The sequence below is a fragment of the Streptomyces gottesmaniae genome (assembly GCF_031845845.1).
Classification (GTDB): domain Bacteria; phylum Actinomycetota; class Actinomycetes; order Streptomycetales; family Streptomycetaceae; genus Streptomyces; species Streptomyces akebiae.
Map to the genome: position 1 here is coordinate 1 of NZ_JAVRFJ010000091.1, position 1,487 is coordinate 1,487.

The window sequence follows — 1,487 nt, forward strand, 5'->3', positions numbered from 1 at the left end:
TGCGGCTGCCCGCCGGCACCGGTTGACCGAGCTTCACGAACCGGTAGATCTGCGCCACGGCTCGGGCGATGAGCGCAACGCCGACCACGGTCAGGACCAACGACACGATGATCGCGGCGAGTTGCATTTCGGGGCTCCTCGGGCCTGCGAGGGGTTTTCTCCGGGGTACCCGCCCGGGTGCCTCGGAGATCCATGGAGATCATTACTAAGCGGTAACTTATGCAGTCCGTCTGAGACTACCCAGTTCTCCAGCCGCACTGTAGCCAGGGGGGCGGTGATCTGCGTCGCTGAGGGTTGCCTGAGTGCGGGCCTGTCGGGGCGGGGGTGGGGGTCGGCGGACATCCGGGCGAACGTGCTGTTTCAAAACGATCGTGTTATTCATCAGAAATTGTGACATTCACCCCTAACGTGGATCCGTGCTGTACGGAATCCTCGCTGCCGCGTCCGCCCTGTTGCTGACCGCCGTGCTCTCGGCGACCGTCCGCGTGCCCGCGCTGCGGCTGGGGATCGTGGAGCGCCGACGCGGGCGGCGGGTGCCGTTGCTCGGGGGCGTCGCCGTGATGGGCGGGGTGGGTGCCGTGGCGTGGGTGGGGGAGTGGAGCGGGGTCGCTCCGCTCGGGCGTGAGGCCGGATGGCTGATCGTCGTCGGGGCGGGGCTCGGGGTGTTCGGTCTGATCGGTGATGTGTGGCGGCTGCCGGCCGTGGTGCGGGCGGCGGGGGTGGTCGTCGGCGCCGCAATGGTGGTGCCGTACCGCGAACTCGGCGTGCTGGGCGGGATGGTGGGGGTCGTCTGGATCGCCCTCGTGGTGCACGGGTTCAAGGGGATGGGGCGTTCCGACGGGGTGCTCGGGGTGGTCGGCGCGGTCACCGCGTTCGCGTTGAGCGGGTGTGCGGCGGCCGAGGTCATGGACGGGCTGGCCACGCTGTTCAGTGTGCTGGCCGCGGCGCTCACCGGGTTCCTGATGCACAACTGGCCGCCCGCGCGCGTCGTGCTCGGCACGTGCGGGGCGCTGTTCGTGGGCTTCCTGCTCGCCGGGGGTGTGCTGCACGTGTACGCCGTCGGGTACGGGGCCGGTGTCGGGGCCCCCTTCGCCCTCACGGCCGTGGCGACCGCCGACGCGGTCCTCGTCCTGGTCTCGCGGAAACGGGCGGGGCGGGAGCTGTGGCGGGGCGGGCCCGACCATCTCGCCCACCGGCTGCGGCGGATCGGGCTCACGCCGCCCGGGGCGGTGGTCGTGATGGGGGTCGCGGCCGCGGGTTCCACGGGCGTGGGGCTCGCCATCCACATGCTGTGGACCGAGCCGCGCACCGCGTGGTGGGTGGCGGGGGTGACCGGACTGGTCGTCCTGGGGATGCTCTTCGTCCCGCCCGGCACGGCCGGACCGTCCCCCACCGCCGCGCGCCCCGCCCCCACGGGTATCCACCGCCCCCGCCCCACCGGCGTCCACCGCCCCACCATGCCCCGCCCTGTCCCCACGGGCGCCCAC

Annotated in this window: 1 protein-coding gene; it reads left to right on the plus strand. The window is 72.4% G+C overall.

Annotated features, from left to right (window positions below):
* Positions 1-416: 416 nt before the first annotated feature.
* The coding region (locus tag RM704_RS44500) for an MraY family glycosyltransferase (protein ID WP_311593552.1) at positions 417-1,487 on the plus strand (1,071 nt) is incomplete at its 3' end.